This is a genomic window from Arhodomonas sp. AD133 (assembly GCF_051195215.1).
In the GTDB taxonomy this organism is placed as follows: Bacteria; Pseudomonadota; Gammaproteobacteria; order Nitrococcales; family Nitrococcaceae; genus Arhodomonas.
Window position 1 is genome coordinate 148,187 of record NZ_JBNAZM010000006.1, and the last position, 15,734, is coordinate 163,920.

Sequence of the window (15,734 nt, forward strand, 5' to 3'; positions counted from 1 at the left end):
ATTTTGAATCTAAGTATTTTAGATCGGCGACGCTTTGCCGCGCCCATCATTCAGTCATACCGAAAAGTGATGGCTCCCAGCAGCGATTTCCCCCATCCCAAGCGCTGGCGGCAATGCCACACTGATCGGCATCGACACCCGGGAGGAGTGAACCATGAGCCGATTCGTCTGGGATGATCCCTTTCTCCTCGACCAGCAGCTCAGCGAAGACGAGCGCATGATCCGCGAAGCGGCGCAGGAGTACTGCCAGGAACAGCTCCAACCGCGGGTGATGTCCGCCTTTCGAGAGGAGCGTTTCGATCGCGAAATCCTCACCGAGATGGGCGAGCTCGGCCTGCTCGGTCCCACCATCCCCGAGGAATACGGCGGCCCGGGGGTCAGTCACGTCGCTTATGGGTTGATTGCCCGTGAGGTAGAGCGTGTCGATTCCGGCTACCGCTCGGCGATGAGCGTGCAGAGCTCGTTGGTGATGCATCCCATCCATGCCTATGGCAGCGAGGCGCAGAAGCAGAAGTACCTTCCCAGCCTCGCCCGCGGTGAATGGGTGGGCTGCTTCGGCCTCACCGAGCCGGACTTCGGCTCCGACCCCGGTGGCATGAAGACCCGTGCCGAAAAGGTCGACGGTGGATATCGCCTCAACGGCCAGAAGATGTGGATCACCAACAGCCCCATCGCGGACCTGGCGGTGGTGTGGGCCAAGTCGGACGCCCATGAGGGCAAGATCCGCGGCTTCATCGTCGACCGCGGCACCGAGGGGTTCGAGACGCCAACGATTCACGGCAAGTTGAGTCTCCGTGCCTCCATCACCGGCGAGATCGTCCTGCAGGACGCGTTCGTTCCCGAGGAGAATCTGTTGCCGGAGGGTGTCGGCCTCGGCGGGCCGTTCGGTTGTCTGAACAAGGCGCGCTACGGCATCGCCTGGGGCGCACTGGGGTCGGCCGAATTCTGCTGGCACGCGGCGCGGCAGTACACGCTGGAGCGCAAGCAGTTCGGCCGCCCCCTCGCGGCGACGCAGCTGGTTCAGAAGAAGCTCGCGGACATGCAGACGGAAATCACCCTCGGGCTGCAGGCGGCGCTGCGTGTCGGCCGCATGATGGACGAGGGTAGTTGGGCGCCGGAGGCGGTGTCCTTGATCAAGCGCAACAATGTTGGGAAAGCCCTGGACGTGGCCCGCCAGTCACGGGACATGCACGGCGGCAACGGTATCTCCGAGGAGTATCACGTGATGCGCCACATGATGAACCTCGAGACCGTGAATACGTACGAGGGGACCCACGACGTCCATGCCCTCATCCTGGGTCGGGCGCAGACGGGTATTCAAGCCTTCACGGGGTAACGGCGTGCGCCGCAGTCCGGGCGTGGGGACGCAACCGGGCACGGACTATGGACAACGGAGGGCGAATCCGTGAGTGGTGAAGCGACAGGCGCCCTGACGGGCATGCGCGTGCTCGATCTCTCCCGGGTGTTGGCCGGGCCATGGTGCGGGCAGTTGCTCGCTGATCTGGGCGCGGACGTCATCAAGATCGAGCGCCCCGGCACGGGAGACGACACGCGCGGTTGGGGGCCGCCGTTCGTCACCGACAAGGCGGGCGCGCCGACGCGTGAGTCCGCCTATTACCTCTGTGCCAACCGGGGCAAGCGGTCGTTGGCCGTGGATATGGCGGGTCCCCGGGGGCAGGCGATCGTGCGCGACCTCGCGGCCCGCTGCGATGTGGTCATCGAGAACTTCAAGGTAGGCGGGCTCGCCCGCTACGGGCTCGACTACGACAGCCTCTCGGCGGTCAATCCCGGACTGGTGTATTGCTCCATTACCGGTTTCGGCCAGGATGGTCCGTACGCCGCGCGCCCGGGCTATGACGTGCTGATCCAGGCCATGGGCGGGCTCATGAGCCTTACCGGCCAACCCGATGGCGCCCCCGGCGGCGAGCCCATGAAGACCGGGGTCGCGGTGGCGGATCTCTTCACCGGGGTGTACTCGGCCTTTGCCATTCTCGCGGCGCTTCGTCACCGCGACCGCACGGGCGAGGGTCAGCACATCGACATGGCATTGCTGGACGTGCAGGTGGCGATGCTTGCCAACCAGGCCTCCAACTACCTGGTTAGCGGCCGGGCGCCCCAGCGTGCAGGCAACGCCCATCCCAACATCGTGCCTTACCAGGTATTCGCCACCAGCGACGGGCACATGGTGCTCGCCGTGGGCAACGACGAGCAGTTCCGCCGTTTCTGCGAGGCGGTGGGGCTGGATGCGCTGCTCGCCGATCCGGCCTATGCCTCCAACGCCGGACGCGTCGCCCATCGCGACTCGCTGGTGCCGCGTATCGCCTCGCACCTGGCAACCGGTACCACCGACGAGTGGGTGCGGCGGCTGGAAGCGGTCGGTGTGCCCGGCGGTCCGATCAACACCATGGACCGCGTGTTCGCCGATCCCCAGGTGCGCCATCGCGGCATGCATCGAACGGTGGAGCACGCCGTCAGCGGTAGCGTCGATCTCGTTGCATGCCCCATCCGGCTTTCGCGCACGCCGGCGCGCGAGCCGACCGCGCCCCCCATGCTCGGTGCGGACAGCCGCCGGGTGCTCGCCGATGCTTTGGGGCTCGATGACCGTGCGGTGGACGCCCTGGTCGCCGAGGGTGTCGTCGATGACGGCAGCGGGCGCTGAGCCCCCGGTAGGGCTCAGTCGGCGGATGGCGTGACCACCGGCTCGCGCCAGCGCCTGCCGGCGGTGAGCCCGGCGAGCTCGGTGCGCAGGCGGTCGCGTACGTGGCTGGCGGCGATGGACAGGGGTCGGTCGGCGACACGGGCCAGGTAGATGCTGCGCTGGATCTCCGGGTCGGAGATGGGGCGGGTGGCGAGCCGGTCGCCCAACGGGCCGTGACGTGCCAGACGCGGTGACAGTACCGTGTAGCCGGCACCCTCGGCGACCAGGGCGCGGATCGGGTCGAGGGCGTCCATTTCCAGCACGATATTGAGCGGGGTCGCCCGGCCCCGGGCAGCGGCTTCCAGTTCCTCGCGCACACCGTGCGGACGCCCCGGCATGATCAGCGGCAGGTTCTCCAGCGCGGGCAGCGGTACCGGCCCGTCGCCCGGCGTCGCCAGGTGGTGCAGGCGCTCGTCGCCGGCGGGGCCCACCAGGTGGAGCTCCTCGGTGGCGATGAGCTCCATGGCGAGGCCGGGCACGGTCTCGGCGCCGAACACCAATGCCAGATCCAGGCTGCCGGCGCGCAGCCACTCCAGGGTGTGGCCGGAGAGGCCCTCCACGACCCGTAGCTGCACCTTGGGGAGCTCGCGGCGGACGCGAAGTGCCACCGGCACGCTGAGCAGCATGCCCAGCGACGTGGGGATACCGATGTCCACCGGGCCCGCCGGACTCGCCTCGGCGCGCTGCAGATCGTCGCGGATGACCTCCACCTCGCGAAGCAGGCGCTCGGCGTGCACGCGCAATCGTTCGCCCGTCTCCGTCAGGCTGATGCCGCGGGCGCTGCGCACCACGAGCCGCGTGCCGAGCTCCTCCTCCAGCCGTCGCACGTGCTGGCTCAGCGCGGGCTGGGCGACACCCAGCTGTTCGCCGGCCCGGGTGAACGATCCCGCCTCGGCGATGGCGGCAAAGTAGCGCAATTGGCGAAGGTCCATGCGTGCAGTCCCGATGTGTGGCCGTGTACAGGGTATCGGTCCGCCCGGCGAAAGGGGAGAGCGGTGGGAAAAGCGGCCGGGGGGTGTCGCCGCTTCCCGGCACCCGCGCGGGAACGCCGCCAGCACGCGCGTGCACTGTGCGCTGGTATGCGCTATTGACGGAGTAGGCAGTGGGGCATCAACAGACGACGATTTCATCGGGTATCATCCCGCTCCGAGCTGGCACGGCCGTGCCGTGTGGGGGTGACGGGGCCGCGAAGTCTCAGCGGGTCATCTCGGGGCAGGATCCGTAAAGGGGTGCCCGGGTCGGTCCGTCAACGACCATGGAGGTCCGCCGGGTGCATCCGGCGGGCGGGATCAACACCTACGGGAAAGGGGTTCGCATGCGCATTACCATCTTCGGCACCGGCTACGTGGGCCTGGTCACGGGCGCCTGCTTCGCGGAGGTCGGCAATCACGTCGTCTGCGTGGACGTGGATGCCGACAAGGTCGCCCGCCTCAACGCCGGCGAGGTTCCGATCTACGAGCCGGGGCTGGAGTCCCTGGTGGCGCACAACCGCTCCGCGGGCCGGCTCACCTTCACCACCGATGCCGAGGCCGGCGTCGCCCACGGACGGTTTCAGTTCATCGCCGTGGGTACCCCGTCCGACGAGGACGGTTCCGCCGATCTCAAGCACGTGCTTGCGGTCGCGCGCACCATCGCCACCCACATGACCGAGCCCAAGGTGATCGTGGACAAGTCCACGGTGCCTGTCGGCACCGCCGACCGGGTGCGCGAGGCCGTCGCCGGCGTGCTCGACGAGCGCGGCGCGACGGTGGATTACCAGGTCGCCTCCAACCCGGAGTTCCTCAAGGAAGGCGCGGCGGTGGAGGACTTCATGAAGCCCGACCGCGTGATTGTCGGCACCGACGACAATGACACCGGCGAGCTCATGCGTCAGCTCTATGCGCCGTTCAACCGCAATCGCGATCGGCTGGTCGTCATGGACGTACGCTCGGCGGAGCTGACCAAGTACGCCGCCAATGCCATGCTCGCCACCAAGATCAGCTTCATGAACGAGCTCGCCAACATCGCCGATCGTGTGGGCGCGGATATCGAGCGCGTGCGTGTGGGCATCGGCTCGGATCCGCGTATCGGCTATCACTTCATCTACCCGGGGGCGGGCTATGGCGGTTCCTGCTTTCCCAAGGACGTCAAGGCACTGGCGCGCACCGCCAGCGACGTTGACTACACACCGCAGATGCTGCAGGCGGTGGAGGACGTCAACGAGCGCCAGAAGAGCTATCTGTTCAATCGCATCCGCGAGCATTTCGGCGACCGGCTCTCCGGCCGGACCATCGCGCTGTGGGGGCTCGCGTTCAAGCCCAATACCGATGATATGCGCGAAGCCTCCAGCCGGCGGCTGATGGAGTCGTTGTGGGAGGCGGGTGCCGAGGTGCGCGCCTTCGACCCCAAGGCGATGGAGGAAACCCGCCGCATCTATGGCGAACGCCAGGGGCTGACGCTGTGCGACAGCCCGGAGTCGGTGCTGGACGGCGCGGATGCGCTGGCCATCGTCACCGAATGGAATCTCTTCCGCAGCCCGGATTTCGAGCTCATTCGCGAGCGCCTCGCCGCGCCGGTGATTTTCGACGGCCGCAACCTCTACGACCCGGCGGACATGGCCCGTCTCGGCTTCACTTACTACGCTATTGGCCGACCAACGGTATCGGCAGGCGGGTAAGCGCCACAGCGTCACCGAACCGGGGCGGCGCGCGGCCGGCGCACCTGGCTTACGCCGCCGTCGGTGGCCGCATCGCTGCGCCGCGGCGACACGACACCGAGGCCCCCTGCCGCGCCGGTCTTGCGGACCTCTGAGCGGGCGTGCGTTTACCGGTCATGGACGTCCTAGTATCCTTCGCCGATACTCACGGTCAGGACAGTCCAGTTCGAGGTCTATGGCGCCCAAGATTTACGTCCACACCCACGGTTGCCAGATGAACGAGTACGACTCCGCGAAGATGGCGGAGGTGCTCGGCGCCGAGCGGGGTTTCGAGCGCGTGCGCTCGGCGGAGGAGGCGGATGTCATCCTCCTCAATACCTGCTCGGTACGCGAGAAGGCCCAGGAGAAAGTCTTCTCCCAGCTCGGCAAGTGGAAGCCTCTCAAGGAGTCGAACCCGGATCTGGTGATCGGCGTGGGCGGCTGCGTGGCGAGCCAGGAGGGCGCGGCCATTGCCGAGCGGGCACCGTACGTGGACATGGTCTTCGGCCCGCAGACGCTGCACCGGCTGCCGGAGATGTACGACCGCGCGCGTGAAACGCGCCGTCCCGTGGTGGACATCTCCTTCCCCGAGATCGAGAAGTTTGACCGCCTGCCGGAGCCCCGGGCCGAGGGGCCGACGGCGTTCGTCTCGATCATGGAAGGGTGCAGCAAGTACTGCACCTTCTGCGTGGTGCCGTACACCCGCGGCGAGGAGATCAGCCGGCCATTCGAGGACATCCTCGGCGAGTGCGCCGAGCTCGCCGAGCAGGGCGTGCGCGAGGTCACCCTGCTGGGGCAGAACGTCAACGGCTACGACGGCGCCATGGACGACGGCACGCCGGCGGATCTGGCGCTGCTGATCCACTACATCGCGGCGATCGACGGTATCGACCGCATTCGTTTCACCACCTCGCATCCGCTGGATTTCAACGATGCGCTGATCGAGGCCTATGCCGAGGTGCCGGAGCTCGTCGGCCATCTGCACCTGCCGGTGCAGAGCGGCTCCAACAACGTGCTACGGCTGATGAAGCGCAATCACACCCGCGAGCACTTTCTCGAGCTGGTCGCGCGGTTGCGCGAGGCGCGGCCGGATCTGGTGATGTCCTCGGATTTCATCATCGGTTTTCCGGGTGAAATGAAGCAGGACTTCGAGGACACGCTGGATCTCGTCGAGCAGGTAGGCTTCGACCAGTCGTTCAGCTTCGTGTTCTCCAAGCGTCCCGGCACACCGGCGGCGCAGCTGCCCGATGCCACCCCGATGGCGGAGAAGAAGGAGCGCCTCTACCGGATTCAGGAGGTGCTCAACGCCAACGCCCGCGCCATCAGCGAGGCGATGGTGGGCAGCGTCCAGACGGTGCTGGTCGACGGCATCTCCAAGAAGGACGCCAACGAGATCGCCGGGCGTACCGAGAACAACCGCGTGGTCAATTTCCCCGGTAATCCGCGGCTCATCGGCCGCTTCGTCAGGGTGCGTATCACCGAGGCGCTGGCCCACTCACTGCGTGGCGAGTTCCTCGACCTCGACGAGCGGCTGGAACCCGGGTTCGCCGCCGCGAGTGTCTGACAGCAGCGAGGTCCGACGCACCTTGAGTAGTAGCCCGGAAGCCATCGACTTCACCCTCGACCCTCCCGACAACGAGCGCCTGGCCAGCCTCTGCGGGCAGTTCGACGAGCACCTCCGCCAGGTCGAACGCCGCCTCGGGGTCGAGATCAAGAACCGCGGCCACCGCTTTCGCGTGATTGGCGAGGACCGTGCGGCCCTCGCTGCCAGCCGTGTCCTTCAGGCCCTCTACGACGCCTCGGAGCGCGAGGCGTTGAGCGCTGAGAACGTCCACCTCTACCTCCAGCATGCCGACGTCGCCGAGCGTGCCGATGCGGCGGAGCCCGGCGCCGATGTCGGTGCCGGGGCCGAGGCCGAAGTCGGCGACGACGTTGCGATCCGCACCCGCAAGGGGCAGGTGCGTGGCCGCGGCCCCAACCAGCGCCGCTATCTCTACAACGTCGTCACCCACGATCTCAATTTCGGTGTGGGGCCGGCGGGTACCGGCAAGACCTATCTGGCGGTCGCCTGCGCGGTGGATGCGCTCGAGCGTGACCTGGTCCAACGCCTGGTGCTGGTGCGCCCGGCGGTGGAGGCCGGCGAGCGCCTGGGCTTCCTCCCCGGCGATCTCGCGCAGAAGGTCGACCCGTACCTGCGGCCGCTCTATGACGCACTGTTCGAGATGCTGGGCTTCGAGCGGGTGAACAAGCTCATCGAGCGCAACGTCATCGAGGTGGCGCCGCTTGCCTACATGCGCGGGCGGACGCTTAACAACGCCTTCATCATTCTCGACGAGGCGCAGAACACCACCGTCGAGCAGATGAAGATGTTCCTCACGCGCATCGGTTTTGGCTCCACCGCGGTGGTCACCGGTGACGTCACCCAGATCGACCTGCCGCCGGGCAAGACCTCGGGGCTGCGGGACGCCATCGACGTATTGCGTCATGTCGACGGCGTGAGCTTCACCTTCTTCAACGCCCGGGACGTGGTGCGCCACGATCTGGTCCAGCGCATCGTCCAGGCCTATGATGCCCGTGCCGACGACGCCCCCCGCGGCAATGCCGCGGGAGGCTGAGGCGGCGGCGAGGCCGGCGAGCGAAACCATGACTGAAATCGACATCCAGGTCGCCTCCACCGACCCCGACATACCCGACGATGCGGATTTCCGGCGTTGGGTCGCGGCGGCGCTCGACGGCCGCCGCGACGAGGCCGAGCTCAGCGTGCGCGTCGTCGACGAAGGCGAGGGGCGCGAGCTCAATGCCACTTATCGGGGGCGGGATTACGCCACCAACGTTCTGTCGTTTCCCGCCGAGCTCCCGGAGGGTGTCGATCTCCCGATGCTGGGTGATCTCGTCATCTGCGCGCCGGTGGTGGCGCGCGAGGCGGACGAACAAGGCAAACCGCCCATCGCCCACTGGGCGCACATGGTCGTCCACGGTGTCTTGCATCTGCTCGGTTTCGACCATATCGATGAGCACGAAGCGGAAACCATGGAAGCACTGGAGCGGGAGATCCTCGCCGGTCTTGGCTATGCTGATCCGTACGCTGTCGACCCGTGTGCCGCGGGGAGTTGATTCGTTAATTCGTCGCGGTCGTGAGACCGCAACGCGGCAAATTAACCAATCAACTGGATACGATTTCCGTGGCAACCATCGAGACCCTGATGAACGAGGACCGATCGGACAGTAGCAGTAGCAACTCTTCGCAAAACGGTCACCAACGGACCTGGCTCGAGCGTATCGGCCAGGCGCTGTCCGGCGAGCCGCGTGACCGCGAAGAGCTCGTCGAGCTTCTGCGGCATGCCCAGCAGCGCAACCTTCTCGACCAGGACTCGCTCGCGATGATCGAGGGCGTGCTCCATGTCTCGGAGCTGCAGGCACGCGACATCATGGTGCCCCGCTCGCGCGTTGCCGTGCTCCAGCGCAGCGATCGCGTATGGGACCTGCTGCCCACCATCGTGGAAACGGGCCATTCCCGCTTTCCGGTCACCGGCGACAGCCGTGACGACGTCATCGGCATCCTCATCGCCAAGGACTTGCTGAGCTACCTCGACCCGGAAAGCCAGCGCGAGTTCCATCTGCGCGAGCTGTTGCGCCCGGCATTGTTCATCCCCGAGAGCAAGCGTCTCGACGCACTGCTTCAGCTATTCCAGGAAAGCCGGAACCACCTGGCCGTGGTGGTGGACGAGTACGGCGGGCTCGCCGGCATCGTCACCATCGAGGACGTCATCGAGCAGATCGTCGGTGAGATCGACGACGAGCACGACGACGAGGACGACAGCTGGATCCTCTCGCGCACCGAGGACGGCCAGTCCGTGGTCAAGGCGCTCACCCCCATCGAGGACTTCAACGAGTATTTCGGCACTGATTTCAGCGACGAGGAGTTCGACACCATCGGTGGCCTTGTCGCCAACGGTTTCGGTCACCTGCCGCATCGGGGTGAGGCGCTCGCGCTCGGCGGCTGTCGTTTCGAGGTGGTGCGCGCCGACAACCGCCGCATCCACCTGCTGCGGGTGAGCCGCATGCCCGCGGAGACCGTCGCCGCGGAGGAGTCCGACCGGACCCAGGCGCACTAGCCGATCATGTTTGCGCGTGTGCTCGCCTCCCGCGGCGGACTCTTGCTCGTGCTCGCCGCGGGACTCGCCATGCCGCTCGCCTTCGCGCCGTTCGGGTGGGGCTGGATCGCGCCGCTGGCGCTGGCCGTTGCGTTCGCACAGGTCGCAGCCTCACCGCGCCGGCGGGCGTTGCTTGGCGCGTACCTCTTCGGCCTTGGCTATGCCGGGTTCGGCGTTTACTGGATCTTCATCAGCGTGAGCCGCTACGGCGGCGGTGACGTTGCCGCTGCCGTGGTCACGCCGCTTTTCATCGCCCTGTTCGCGCTCTATCCCCTGGTGGCCCTGGCGCTGGGCCGCAGGGTGGGGGCAGGGCGGCCGTTATTGACGACGATCGTCGCTCTACCGGCTGCCTGGCTGGTCGTGGAGTGGGTGCGGAGCTGGCTGTTCACCGGGGCGACGTGGCTGTCCGTGGGCTACACCCAGATCGACCTGCCGCCCGGTGCGCTGGCGCCGCTGCTCGGGCTGTACGGTGTGGGACTCGTGGTTTGTGCCCTGGCCGGGTCACTTGCGAGCCTCGCGATCCGGCCGGGCGCCGGCGCGGCTGCCGCGGTGGTGGTGACGGGTTTGCTCTATGCCGGCAGCGGCACGCTGGCGGCGCTCGACTGGACGGCGCCGGTGGGCGAGCCCCTGGACGTCGCGATGATCCAGGGCAATGTCCCCCAGGATCAGAAATGGCTCGCCGACCAGCGCGTGGAGACGCTGCGGCATTACGCCCAGGCGAGTCGCCAGCACTATGGCACGCCGCTCATCGTCTGGCCCGAGGCCGCCGTGCCCGCCTTCTATCACCGCGTCGAGGACAACTTCCTAGCCCCCCTCGCCGAAGAAGCGGCCGAGCAGGGCAGTACCATCGTTACTGGCGTACCCGTGGTGGACCCGGTGGAGGACGCTCCGTTCAATGCCGTCGCGGTGCTCGGTGACAGTCCGGCGTTCTATTACAAGCGCCATTTGGTGCCCTTCGGCGAATACGTGCCGTTCCGCGACTGGTTCGGCGCCGCGCTGGATTTCGTCGGCGCGCCCATGGGCGACTTCGAGGCGGGGGCGAAGCCACGCCCGCTTCAGGCCGACGGCGTCACTGTCGGCGCCTCCATCTGCTATGAAGTGACCTTCGGCCCGCTCATCGCCGATGCGTTGCCGGAGGCCGAGGTGCTGCTCAATGTGAGCAACGACGCCTGGTTCGGCGATTCCCTCGCGCCCTACCAGCATCTCGAAATGGCCCGCATGCGCGCCAGAGAGACCGGCCGTCCGCTGCTGCGTGCCACCAACACCGGCATCACCGCGGCCATGGACGCCCGGGGCGAAGTCCTCGCCCAGGCCCCCATGTTCCAGCGCACTGCCCTGGCAACCACCGTGCAGCCCCGCGAGGGCACGACGCCTTACGTGCGCTGGCGGGACTGGCCGGTCGTCGCGCTGGTCATGATCGTGCTCGCGGGGGCGTGGTTCGCCGCCCGCCGTCGCGGTCGCGATATTTTCCATTGATCGGAGTAACCGCACGGGTCGACTGATTGCGAAGCTCGGGGCACATGTCGGCGCCGCCCGCCCAGCACGGCCGTTCGTCGCGTTGCGTCCGCGCCACATCGTTCTGCCAACTACGTTTAAAACGTAAGAGGGTAGGCATTCTCAGGACGAGCGTCAGGCGCATGGCCCGCCGATTCGCCGTGCCCGCTTACGAGGCGTGAGCGTGCCCAGTCGTCGGCGCACGCTCGCGAAGCTCCTCGTCGTGGATGGGAGGTTTCGCCATGACCACGCGACGCCGTTTCCTGCAGGGCAGTGCCCTGGCTTCTGCGGCCTTTCTGTTTCCCATGCACCCTTTTCTGCGACGCGCGCGGGCGGTCGCATTCGACTCGGGTATCGGTCCATTGAGCGATCCGGCGCGTCAGCCGAAATTCCTGGAACTCGCCCCCAACGCACTCGACCCGGGCTTTCTGTTCAAGGACCTCAACCAGAACGGCGGCCCGGCGCATCGTCCGAACTTCAGCCTTCGGCTGCGTGAAGTCACCCAGGAAACCGGTCTTATCAATCCGCGAAACGGCCGACGCTTGCCAACCCGGATCTGGGGGTACGGAACGGATACCGTCTCCTGGCCGGGGCAGACGTTCCAGGTCATGAGCGCAGCCGCTGGCGGCGCCGATGAAACCGTCGTACGCTGGGAGAACGAGTTGCGTGGCAAGAAACACCTGCTTCCCGTCGATACCAGCCTGCACTGGTGCTATTCGCTCCACGGTGAGAGTTCGGCCAACGGCGTCGACTACCGGCAATTCTCCATCAGCAAGGACGGCGTGCCCATCGTCACCCACCTCCACGGCGGTCATTCCGACTTCCAGTTCGACGGCAATCCCGAATTCTTCTACAGCCCCGACGGGCGGGTGAAAGGGCCACAATGGGACTTCGTGCCCGGCGGTTTCACCAACACCTTCCGATACGATAATCACGTGCCCGCCGGCAACCTCTGGTATCACGACCACGCCCTCGGGATCACCCGGCTGAACGTCTATGCCGGGCTGGCGGGGTTCTACTTCGTGCGCGACGCACTCGACACGGGTGCCCCCGATAACCCCCTGGGGCTACCCGCCTTCCCCTACGAGCTCGCCTACGCCATTCAGGACCGCATGTTCACCGAGAAGGGTGAGCTCTTCTACCCGGCATTCCCCGGCGACCCGTTCTACGACGACTTCATCACCGGTGAAGGGGCCGTTCTGCCCCCCGAGCTCTTCCCGGATGGCGGCCCGACGGCGCTCGCCGAGTTCTTCGGCGACCACATGGTGGTCAACGGCAAGATCTGGCCCAAGGAGAACGTGGAGCCGCGTCACTACCGCATGCGCCTGCTAAACGGCTGCGATTCGCGCTTCATGGTCATTCGTTTTCGCGCGGTGCCCCTCGGGGATACCGAGCTCACTAACGCGGGCGCGCCGATACCTTTCTATGTCATCGGCAGCGACCAGGGCCTGGCGGCCGCAGCGACCCAGGTGGACACCCTGGTCTTCGAGGGCGGCAGCCGCTACGACGTGGTCTTCGACTTCTCCGGCCTCCAGGGCTATCGCATCATCATGGAGAACATTGGCGGCGACGCCCCGTTCGGGGGCGATTTCGGCGGCGCCCTGTCGCCGGAAGACCTCTTCGACGATCGCCAGACCGACCGGGTGATGGCCTTCGACGTAATCCGGCCGTTCGACAATGCCGTCGCCGACAACTTCAACCCCGCCAATATCGGTGGTGGCGTCCCCGGCGACATGGGACCGGAACCGCCAATACGCCGCGTGGCACTGTTCGAGGGCACTGACAGCTTCGGCCGACTTCGCCCGCTGCTCGGTACTGTCCACGAAACCGCGAATGCCGCCGGCAGCTTCGCTACCCCGTTCGCGTGGTTCCAGCCGACGACTGAAACCCCGGGGCTCGACACGGAGGAAATCTGGGAGATCTACAACTTCACGGGCGATGCCCACCCGATTCACCTCCATCTCGTGAAATTCCGGATTCTCGACAGACACGCCATCGACTTCGCTTCGGACGAAGGCGACCCCGGGCAACCCGTTGCTCAGCACGATGGCGGCGAAGGCAAGGCCCCCGTGATTACCGGCATCAGTGTGGGGCCTGTTGTGGATCTGGGCCCCGCGCACGGTTATGTCGAGAATACGCCAAAGGACGTCGTCACGACGTTGCCGGAACAGATGACCCGTATTCGGGTCACCTTCGACAAACCCGGCCGGTACGTGTGGCACTGCCATATTCTCTCCCATGAGGACAACGAGATGATGCGCGTGCTGCAGGTCGGGTAGTCGGCCAGTGGTGAAACCATGCGATGACGGGGTCACCCGCAGTGGCCCCTTCGTTTTTCGGGGTGGTCAGTCATCCGAAACGGTTGACAGCGACCTATCGGGTTGCCGTAGGCTCTAGCGCTCTTCGCGGGACAATTTGTGTGTCAGCGCGTTTACACGGAAGCCAAGTGAGCGCCGGTTTCCGCCCCACCAGCGGGCGGCGACCACCGGAAAGGGAGCACTTCCATGGTCAGCCTCGACCGTGTCAGGGACGTTGCGGTCCGTTGGGTCGCTGCATTCCTCGTCGCCTGCCTCGCCACCGCCAACGCGGCCCCCAGCCCCGATAGCGACGTCCTGTGGGTGGCGGACACCGGCGGCGTGCTCAAGGTCGCCGCCACGGATGCCGCCATCGAGCTGGAGATCCCCGACGCCCGCCGGGTGAAGGCGCTCGCCGCCGATGCCGCCCGCGGCCTGGTCTGGGCGTACCGCCCGGGGCGGCTCGTGGCCTACGACCTCGCCGGCGAGCGCGTGCGGAACCTCCCCGTCGAGGCCACGTTGCTCGGGCGCAGCTCGGTGGCGACGGCGCGCGGGGCGCGCGACGAATCCCGTGCCGACGTCCCCGCGGTGCTCGACGAGGCGGTCGACGGCCTCACGACCACCCAACGGCAGGCCTTCGGCACCGCCGCTGGCACGCACCTCACCGTCGACGAGACCACCGGCGAGGTCTGGCTGGTCGACGGCCGATCGGTCTACCGCTATGGCGCCGACGGCGAACGCCTTGCCGAGGCGAGCTTGCGTTTTCGTGCCCGGGATGCCGCCTTCGTGGCGAGCGAAGGCTCGCTGTGGCTGACCGACTGGCGGGGCCGGGTCCTCGCCGTCTCGGCGTCGGGCGATGTTCGCGAGCCGCTCGACCTCGGCGTTCTCGAACGCGCCCTCGCGCTCGCCTACGCGCCGCAGCACGGCGAGGTCTGGATCGCGCTGCCCCGCGCCGTCGTCCGTCACGCCGTCTCCGGCGAACGGCGGCTCACCGCCTCCGTGGACGGTGCTCTGCACCTCGACGCCGACGGCCAGGGCGGCGTCTGGGCCGCCGGCCTGCGCCGCCTCACCCACGTCGACGCCAGCGGCTCGGCGTCGGTGAGCTTCCGCCCGCGCTGGGCCAGCGCCCTGCGCGGCGTCCTCTTCCACCTCGCCGCCGATCCCGCCGACGCCAGCGTCTGGGTGAGCGGCCTGCGCGGCGTCGCCCACTTCAGCGCCGACGGCGAAGCCCTCGCCGAGCTCGACTACCGCGCCGAGCGCCGCCTCGCGCTCATCCGCGCCATCGCCACCGGCGCGGACGTCATCCCCCCGGAACTCGCGTTCACCCGGCCCGCCGACGGCGACTACGTCGACACCCGTCGCCCCGAGCTCGGCTTCGAGTTCGACGCCGGCGCCCGTGCGGACACCCTCGCGCTGCGCGCCGACGGCGGCGAGCTGCCGATGGACTGCACGTCCGGCAACGAGACCGCCGACTGCGTGCCCACCACCGACCTGCCGGAAGGCCCGGTGAGCCTCTCGGCGACCATCGCCGATGCCGCCGGCAACGAATCCGATCCGGCGAAGCTCGCACTCACGGTGGACACCACGCCGCCCGAGCTCATAGTCGACGCCCCGAGCGACGGCACCCTGACCAACGAGCCCGAAACCACCGTGCGCGGGCAGGTGAGCGAGGCCGCCGACGTCGAGATCGACGGCACCGCCGTCTTCCTCGACCTGGATCACCGTTTCGAGCACACGCTGACCCTCGACGAGGGCGAGAACACGCTGCTGGTCGAGGCCATCGACCCAGCCGGCCACCTCGCCGAGGCCCAGGTCGGCGTGACCCTCGACACCATCGCCCCGGACATCCTCGTCGAGCACCCGGGCGACGGCCACATCACCAATGAGGCCGAGCTCACCGTGCGCGGCAGCCTGAGCGAGCCCGCCGAGCTCCGCATCGACGGCGCCACCGTCGAACCCGATGCGAACAACGGCTTCGAGCACGCGCTCAGCCTCACCGAGGGCGGCAACGCCATCGAGCTCGTCGCCACCGACGAGGCCGGCAACGAGGCCACCCGCACCCTCGACGTCACCCTGGACACTGTCCCCCCAGCGCCCGTCGCCGGCGACCGGGTGAACGTCACCGGTGACGGCAGCGGCAACGCCGTCGTCACGGGCGCTGCCGGTGCCGTCGAGGCCGGCGCGCGCGTGACCGTGACCAACACCCGTACCGGCGAGCGCGTCACCGTCGATGCCGACGCCCAGGGTGCGTTCACCGCCACCCTCGGTGGCACCGCCACCGATACCTATCGCGTCGTCGTCAGCGACCCGGCGGGCAACGCCAGTGACGGCACCGACATCACGGGCAGCGGGGATGATGACGACGACGATGACAACGGTGGCGGCGACCTGCCGCCGGACCCGGGCGATGTCGCCCCGCC

10 protein-coding genes and 1 pseudogene are annotated in these 15,734 nt (G+C 67.6%); 10 read left to right on the plus strand and 1 reads right to left on the minus strand.

Going from position 1 to position 15,734, the window contains the following annotated elements:
* Window positions 1–154: 154 nt before the first annotated feature.
* Together ACPEES_RS05910 and ACPEES_RS05915 are read left to right on the plus strand one after the other, a co-directional pair.
* Complete coding sequence (locus ACPEES_RS05910) at window positions 155–1,336, plus strand: acyl-CoA dehydrogenase (RefSeq protein WP_435102028.1); 1,182 nt, start codon at window positions 155–157, stop codon at window positions 1,334–1,336.
* 69 nt (window positions 1,337–1,405) lie between these two features.
* Entirely contained in the window at window positions 1,406–2,659 is a 1,254-nt protein-coding gene (locus ACPEES_RS05915; protein WP_435102030.1) for a CaiB/BaiF CoA transferase family protein, read from the plus strand.
* A gap of 14 nt (window positions 2,660–2,673) precedes the next feature.
* On the opposite strand, the gene ACPEES_RS05920 is transcribed toward ACPEES_RS05915, so the two are convergent.
* A complete protein-coding gene (locus ACPEES_RS05920; protein WP_435102032.1) occupies window positions 2,674–3,630 on the minus strand; it encodes a LysR family transcriptional regulator in 957 nt (318 codons plus the stop codon).
* 383 nt (window positions 3,631–4,013) lie between these two features.
* On the opposite strand from ACPEES_RS05920, the gene ACPEES_RS05925 reads away from it, so the two are divergent.
* The 8 genes and pseudogenes from ACPEES_RS05925 to ACPEES_RS05960 form a co-directional block, all read left to right on the plus strand.
* Window positions 4,014–5,354: a UDP-glucose dehydrogenase family protein gene (locus ACPEES_RS05925; protein WP_435102034.1), complete on the plus strand. Its 1,341-nt coding sequence runs from the start codon at window positions 4,014–4,016 to the stop codon at window positions 5,352–5,354.
* A 214-nt stretch (window positions 5,355–5,568) separates the two neighbouring features.
* Complete coding sequence (miaB, locus tag ACPEES_RS05930; RefSeq protein WP_435102036.1) at window positions 5,569–6,936, plus strand: tRNA (N6-isopentenyl adenosine(37)-C2)-methylthiotransferase MiaB; 1,368 nt, start codon at window positions 5,569–5,571, stop codon at window positions 6,934–6,936.
* 22 nt (window positions 6,937–6,958) lie between these two features.
* The gene (locus tag ACPEES_RS05935) at window positions 6,959–7,987 is read left to right on the plus strand and encodes a PhoH family protein (RefSeq protein WP_435102038.1); all 1,029 of its coding nucleotides are present in this window, start codon (window positions 6,959–6,961) and stop codon (window positions 7,985–7,987) included.
* A 28-nt stretch (window positions 7,988–8,015) separates the two neighbouring features.
* On the plus strand, window positions 8,016–8,486 hold the full coding sequence (ybeY, locus tag ACPEES_RS05940; protein WP_435102040.1) for an rRNA maturation RNase YbeY: 471 nt from the start codon (window positions 8,016–8,018) through the stop codon (window positions 8,484–8,486).
* A gap of 89 nt (window positions 8,487–8,575) precedes the next feature.
* On the plus strand, window positions 8,576–9,487 hold the full coding sequence (locus ACPEES_RS05945; RefSeq protein ID WP_435102048.1) for an HlyC/CorC family transporter: 912 nt from the start codon (window positions 8,576–8,578) through the stop codon (window positions 9,485–9,487).
* Between the two features lie 6 nt (window positions 9,488–9,493).
* Complete coding sequence (gene lnt, locus ACPEES_RS05950; protein WP_435102042.1) at window positions 9,494–11,002, plus strand: apolipoprotein N-acyltransferase; 1,509 nt, start codon at window positions 9,494–9,496, stop codon at window positions 11,000–11,002.
* Between the two features lie 260 nt (window positions 11,003–11,262).
* Entirely contained in the window at window positions 11,263–13,299 is a 2,037-nt protein-coding gene (locus ACPEES_RS05955) for a multicopper oxidase family protein (RefSeq protein WP_435102044.1), read from the plus strand.
* A gap of 225 nt (window positions 13,300–13,524) precedes the next feature.
* Window positions 13,525–15,734, plus strand: a pseudogene (locus ACPEES_RS05960) (hypothetical protein); the annotation flags it as partial.

Coding starts and splice junctions, on each gene's coding strand:
- ACPEES_RS05955 (WP_435102044.1), top strand. CDS start 11,263: ATGACCACGCGACGCCGTTTCCTGCAGGGCAGTGCCCTGGCTTCTGCG.
- ACPEES_RS05925 (WP_435102034.1), top strand. CDS start 4,014: ATGCGCATTACCATCTTCGGCACCGGCTACGTGGGCCTGGTCACGGGC.
- ACPEES_RS05945 (WP_435102048.1), top strand. CDS start 8,576: ATGAACGAGGACCGATCGGACAGTAGCAGTAGCAACTCTTCGCAAAAC.
- ACPEES_RS05920 (WP_435102032.1), bottom strand. CDS start 3,630: ATGGACCTTCGCCAATTGCGCTACTTTGCCGCCATCGCCGAGGCGGGA.
- miaB (WP_435102036.1), top strand. CDS start 5,569: ATGGCGCCCAAGATTTACGTCCACACCCACGGTTGCCAGATGAACGAG.
- ACPEES_RS05910 (WP_435102028.1), top strand. CDS start 155: ATGAGCCGATTCGTCTGGGATGATCCCTTTCTCCTCGACCAGCAGCTC.
- ybeY (WP_435102040.1), top strand. CDS start 8,016: ATGACTGAAATCGACATCCAGGTCGCCTCCACCGACCCCGACATACCC.
- lnt (WP_435102042.1), top strand. CDS start 9,494: ATGTTTGCGCGTGTGCTCGCCTCCCGCGGCGGACTCTTGCTCGTGCTC.